Origin of the sequence: Pseudomonas sp., assembly GCF_048269965.1 — a bacterium.
GTDB lineage: Bacteria > Pseudomonadota > Gammaproteobacteria > Pseudomonadales > Pseudomonadaceae > Aquipseudomonas.
In genome coordinates, this window is sequence record NZ_JBLWTV010000052.1 from 1 (window position 1) to 5,493 (window position 5,493).

6 protein-coding genes are annotated in these 5,493 nt (G+C 65.8%); all 6 read right to left on the reverse strand.

What is annotated here, in order from left to right; all coding sequences use genetic code 11:
• Positions 1 to 958 (reverse strand): NAD(P)/FAD-dependent oxidoreductase (locus ACN0X6_RS24905; protein WP_417708017.1); only part of this gene is annotated, 958 nt, incomplete at its 3' end.
• 2 nt (positions 959 to 960) lie between these two features.
• Positions 961 to 1,728 (reverse strand): SDR family NAD(P)-dependent oxidoreductase, encoded by a 768-nt coding sequence (locus ACN0X6_RS24910; protein WP_278348130.1) that lies wholly within the window; start codon positions 1,726 to 1,728, stop codon positions 961 to 963.
• Positions 1,725 to 2,153 (reverse strand): nuclear transport factor 2 family protein, encoded by a 429-nt coding sequence (locus ACN0X6_RS24915; protein ID WP_417708019.1) that lies wholly within the window; start codon positions 2,151 to 2,153, stop codon positions 1,725 to 1,727. Before ACN0X6_RS24915 ends, ACN0X6_RS24910 begins: the two co-directional genes overlap by 4 nt.
• Entirely contained in the window at positions 2,150 to 3,580 is a 1,431-nt protein-coding gene (gene phrB / locus ACN0X6_RS24920; RefSeq protein ID WP_417708021.1) for a deoxyribodipyrimidine photo-lyase, read from the reverse strand. Before phrB ends, ACN0X6_RS24915 begins: the two co-directional genes overlap by 4 nt.
• Positions 3,577 to 4,512 carry a MerR family transcriptional regulator gene (locus ACN0X6_RS24925; RefSeq protein ID WP_255849121.1) on the reverse strand — a complete coding sequence of 312 codons (936 nt, stop codon included), beginning with the start codon at positions 4,510 to 4,512 and terminating at the stop codon, positions 3,577 to 3,579. The genes phrB and ACN0X6_RS24925 overlap by 4 nt, the downstream gene beginning before the upstream one ends.
• Before the next feature lie 2 nt (positions 4,513 to 4,514).
• On the reverse strand, positions 4,515 to 5,474 hold the full coding sequence (locus ACN0X6_RS24930) for a YbgA family protein (protein ID WP_023443726.1): 960 nt from the start codon (positions 5,472 to 5,474) through the stop codon (positions 4,515 to 4,517).
• Between the last annotated feature and the right edge of the window lie 19 nt (positions 5,475 to 5,493).

The window sequence follows — 5,493 nt, forward strand, 5'->3', positions numbered from 1 at the left end:
GTTGCTCGCTCGGCCCGCCGAGGCGGTAGTTCCAGCTGGCCCAGGCGCGGCGCCGCTTGGGCAGCAGGCGCGTATCGGTGTGCAGCACCACGTCGTTTGCGGCGTAGCCGATGGCTCCGAGGATCTCTCGTTCGACCCGGCTCGGTTCGGCCAGCAGGCTCAGCGCCTGGTCGCTGTGACAGGCGAAGATCACCTTGTCGAAACGCTCGGCACCGGCCGGGCTCTGGATCGTTACGCCGTGCTCATCGCGCAGCACCTCGAACACCGGGCAGTTGAGACGGATGTGCTGGCTGAAACCCCGCGTCAGTGGCGATACATAGGCGCTGGAGCCGCCTTCGACGACGTACCACTGTGGGCGATCGCTCACCGACAGCAGCCCGTGGTTCTTGAAGAAGCGGATGAAGAATTCCACCGGGAATTCCAGCATGTCGGCCAGCGACATCGACCAGATCGCTGCGCCCATCGGCACGATGTAGTGATCGATGAAGCGCTGGCTGTAGCGGCCCAGCTCGAGATAGGTACCCAGGGTGACGTGGGCACCGAGGCGACCGTGCTTGTAGTCCTCAAGCGCTTCGCGGTTGAAGCGCAGGATGTCGCGAATCATGCGCCAGAAGGGCGGCGAGAACAGGTTGCTGCGCTGGGCGAACAACGTGTTGAGATCGTGGCCGTTGTATTCCAGGTCGCTGAGCGGATCGCTCACCGAAAAGCTCATTTCGGTCGGCTTGTAGCGCACTCCGAGCTTGTCCAGCAACTTGATGAAGTTGGGGTAGGTCCAGTCATTGAAGACGATGAAGCCGGTGTCCACCGCGTAGTCCCGGCCGTGCAGACGGAAGTCCACGGTATGGGTGTGGCCGCCGATCCAGCTGGCCGATTCGAACACCGCGACCTGGTGCTGACGGGACAGCAGATGCGCACAGGTAAGTCCGGCAATACCGCTGCCGATGATGGCGATTTTCATGGTTATCCTTCCTTGAGAGGCGTACGCGCCAGTCGCCGGCCGAGGGCGAATTGCAGGCGTGCGGGCAGCAGTGAGAGCAGGCGCAGCACAGAGATGAACGGCGCCGGAAACGCGATGTGCAGCGGGCGGCGTTCCAGCCGTCGGGCGATCTGCCGTGCGGCCTTGTCCGCCGGCCAGCTCATGGGCATGGGAAAGTCGTTGCGACGGGTCAGCGGTGTGTCGACGAACCCCGGGCTGACGAGGGTGACGTCGATGCCTTCGTTGGCCAGATCCAGACGCAGCGATTCGAGCAGGTAGCGCAGCGCCGCCTTGGATGCGCCGTAGGCCCCGGCACGCGGCAGCGGCAGCCAGGTCACCGAGCTGCCGACGCCGACCAGATGCGGGCGCACCCCTTGGCGCAGCAGTGGCAGTGCCGCCTCGATGCAGTAGCCGACGGCGAGCACGTTGGCGCCCATCACGCGCTCCAGCAGCGCCGCGTCGAATCGGCCGGCGTGGATGTATTCGCAGGTGCCGGCGTTGAGGATCACGCTGTCCAGCGCGCCCCATTGCGTCTGGATGGCGGCGCCGATGTCGCGCACCTGTTCGCTGTCGGTGAGATCGCCGGGCAACACCAGCACACGCCCCGGGTAGCGCCGGGCAAAGGCCTGCAGCGGCTCGGTGCGGCGTGCCGAAAGCGCCAGGCAGTGCCCGTCGGCGAGCAGCTGGCGCGCCAGCTCCAGGCCGATGCCACTGCTGGCGCCGGTCAGCCAGATACGTCGCGAGAGGTTCACGCGAGCCTCCGCTGCAGCCAGCGAATGGCCGCGCCGAGCAGGGGCACATGCTGATAGAGCAGGGCACCGGCATCGAAGTAGTCGCGGTGACGGACGACCTTGCCGGCGCCGTTCCAGCGCAGCAGCGAGCAGCCTTCGAGGCTGATCAGCTTGCCGCCGTTCAGCCGCGGATGTCGGTAACTCATGATCCAGCGCAGATAGCCCTGGCCGTCGCATATCTCATCGTGGCTGATGAACGCGAAATGCAGGTGCTCGACGTTGGCATACAGCTCGCTGAAATAGCGCTCCAGCTCGACGAGCCCGCAGACCTCATGCAGCGGGTCGGTGAAGTGCACGTCGGCGCTGTAGAGGTCGCGCAGGCGGTCGAGATTGCTCGCGTCGAGGCGGGCGAACTCGCAGGCGAAAGACTGCAGGAAGCCGCTCATGCTTGCGCATCCGGCAGGCTGCGGAAGGCATCCAGCGCCCGCGCCCGGCTGGCGCCGAGGTCGACGATGGGGGCGGGGTACTCGGTTACGCCGAACAGGCTGCGGTGCGCCGACGGGTTATGCACGTCGCGCCTGCTCAGGTGCTGCAGCTCGGGAAGCCAGCGGCGCAGGAACTGCCCGTCCGGGTCGAAGCGTTGCGACTGGCTGATCGGATTGAACAGGCGGAAGTAGGGCACCGAATCCGTGCCGGTGGACGCGCTCCATTGCCAGCCGCCATTGTTGGCGGCCAGGTCGCCGTCGATCAGGTGACGCATGAACCAGCGCTCGCCCTCACGCCAGTCGATCAGCAGGTTCTTGCTGAGGAACATGGCGACGACCATGCGCAGGCGGTTGTGCATCCAGCCGGTTTCCTGCATCTGGCGCATGGCCGCATCGATGATCGGAAAGCCGGTGCGGCCCTGCTGCCATGCTTCCAGCTCGTACGGCGCGCGCCGCCAGGGCAGTGCCTCGGTTTCCGGGCGGAAGGCGCGGTACATGGACACCCGCGGATAGCCGACCAGGATGTGCTTGTAGAACTCGCGCCAGAGCAGTTCGTTGATCCAGGTGGTGACGCCGGTGCTGCCGCTGTCCAGCTCGCCCTGGTTGTAGCCAAGCGCCGCGTGCAGGCACTGGCGGATGGAAATGACGCCAGCGGCGAGGTAGGCCGACAGCTGGCTGGTGCCGGGCTCGGCGGGCAGGTCGCGGCGCTGGTGGTATTCGTTCAGGTCGTCCTCGACGAACGCTGCCAGGCGCCGCTGGGCGAAGGCTTCGCCGGCTGGCCAGAGCGCGCGCAGATAGTCCGTGGGTCGCGGAAAGCCGGTGACCGTCGTGGGTATCGGGTCACTGGTGATACCCAGCGGCACCTGGGCCGCAGGCACCGGCTCGCAGGCTGGCAGCGATACGCTCAGGCGGGCAAGGCAGGCCTTGCGGAACTGGCTGAACACCTTGAAGTAGCTGCCCGACTGCGTCTGTACGCTACCCGGAGTGAACAGCAGCTGGTCGAGATGGCCGCGCACGCTGATGCCGGCCGCTTCCAGATGCGTCGTAACTGCCTGATCGCGGCGCTGCTCGTTTACCCCGTACTCGTCGTTGTAATGCAGCCGCTGCACGCCCTGTTCGCGGCAGACCTTCAGCAGTGCGTCGGGTACCGCCTGCCAATCATCGACCTCGCGAATCAGCAGCGGGACGTTGAGCGCGCCCAGCCGCGTCGACAGCTCGGCGAGGTTACGCAGCCAGAAGTCGACCTTGCAGGGGGCATCGTCGTGGGCGAGCCATTGCCCCGGAGTGACCAGATACAGCGCCACGGTAGGACCGCAAGCCATCGCAGCCGCGAGGGCGGTGTTGTCGCTTGTGCGCAGATCGCTGCGCAGCCAGAGCAGCTGGGTCATAACGCACTCCCTTCGCTACCGGGCAGCAGGCCGGCGCCATGCAGCTGCTGCAGGGCGCCGAGGGGACCCTCAGCGAGCATCAGCCCGCGATGTCGGTGCAGCTCGGGTGCATGGATATGAACGGCCGGCCCGGCCACACAGAGCGGCGCGACGCTTTGCTCGATCAGACGCGGCAGGTCGCGTTGCAGGCAGTTGCCCGGCAGGCTGTTGCTCGCATAGAGCAACAGGGCGCGCGGCAGGATGCGCTCCATCGCCAGGTTCAGCTCGTTTAGCGGTACCGGCCACTCGACGACTTCAACTGGGCAGTCGGTGCTGGAGACGAGCCAGGCGGTCAACCACAGACCGGGTGCGAAGGACTCGTTATCCAGATTGGCGAGCAGCAGCGGACGCCCGACCTGCTGCCGGTTGTTGAAATAGATGCGCGTCGCCAGTTTGCTGCGCAGCCAGGAATGAACCAGCGCCCGCTCCACCGCTGCACCGTACTGGCCCTGCCAGCGCTGTTCGAGTGCCTCGAGCAGTGGATGCAGCAGGTGCTGGCAGAGCGTGCGCGGCGGATACAGCGCCATGGCCCGGTTGAAGGCATCGTCCAGGCGTCGTTCGCTGAGGCGGTCGATGGCCTGCAGCAGCTCTTCGAGCAGCTCCGACCACTGGTTCTGCCTGGGCAGCTCCGGCGGCGTGGTGGTGTCCAGCAGCGGCTTGATCTGGCTGACCGAAACGCCGCGATTGAGCCAGGTGAGGATGTCGCGGATGCGCTGGATATGTGCTTCTTCGTACAGCCGATGACCCTTGGGCGTGCGCAGCGGGACGATCAGCCCGTAACGGCGCTCCCAGGCACGCAGGGTCACGGCGTTGACGCCGGTGATGCGCGCCACTTCGCGGATCGGCAGGAGGCCGTCGGCCGTCAGCTGCGTCAGGTCCGTTGATTCATTCATGTTCAGATTCCGTTGCGCAGGCTGAGGGTTTCGGGATGCGGCTGCATGTAGGCCTGGCGTGCGACGTAATGATCGGGATGCCGACGGAAGTGGTGCTTGAGCAGGGTCAGCGGCACCACCAGCGGAATGACGCCGGCGCGATACTGATCGATGAGGTGGCGCATCTCGCGGCGGTCCTCCGCGCCAAGCGCGTCCTTGAGGTAACCGCTCAGATGCAGCAGCACGTTGCAGTGCGTACCGCGGGTGGCCGGCTTCTTCAGCGCCTGCATCAGCTGGCTGAAGTACTGCGGTGCGAACTCCTCCAGCGAGTGTTCGGCCAGTTGCGCAACCAGTCGGCCGAGCACCTTGTACTGCAGCGGGTTGCTCGCCATTAGCTGGTACTTGTAGCGCGAGTGGAAATCGACGATGGCCCGGCGGCTGAGGCCGGCCTGACGCAGGCGCTGCCAGTCGGCATGGGCATATACGCGGGTGAGGAAGTTTTCGCGCAGTACGGCATCGTTCAGGCGGCCGTCCTCTTCGACCGGCAGATCCGGACAGGCCTGCATCAGCGCCTGGGCGAACACGCCGCTACCACCTCCGGGCTGGGTATGACCGTTGGCGGCATAGACCTTGACCCGCTCCATGCCGCAGGACGGCGATTTCTGCATCAGGATGTAGCCGTTGATGTCGTGCAACTGCTCGGCGATCTGCCGACCGTAGGCGGCGAGGGCTTCGGTGACGTCCAGTTCGGGACGTACGGTGCCGACGGCCTTTGGTGCGTCGGTGTCGCCGACCAGGCGGATCGGCTCGCGAGGTGTGCCAAGGCCGATGGCAACCTCTGGGCACACCGGCACAAACTCGAAGTGTTGCGCCAGGGTTTCGCTGCACAGGCGCGATTCCTTGTGGCCACCGTTGAAACGCACCGGATTACCAAGCAGGCAGGCGCTGATTCCAATCTTGGGCGTGGGGAGCTTGGTGTGCATGATGGCGACCTCGTCTTGT

Bases quoted from the DNA above. Each gene is read 5' to 3' on its own strand.
- ACN0X6_RS24915 (WP_417708019.1), bottom strand. From the start codon at position 2,153: ATGAGCGGCTTCCTGCAGTCTTTCGCCTGCGAGTTCGCCCGCCTCGAC.
- ACN0X6_RS24925 (WP_255849121.1), bottom strand. From the start codon at position 4,512: ATGAATGAATCAACGGACCTGACGCAGCTGACGGCCGACGGCCTCCTG.
- phrB (WP_417708021.1), bottom strand. From the start codon at position 3,580: ATGACCCAGCTGCTCTGGCTGCGCAGCGATCTGCGCACAAGCGACAAC.
- ACN0X6_RS24930 (WP_023443726.1), bottom strand. From the start codon at position 5,474: ATGCACACCAAGCTCCCCACGCCCAAGATTGGAATCAGCGCCTGCCTG.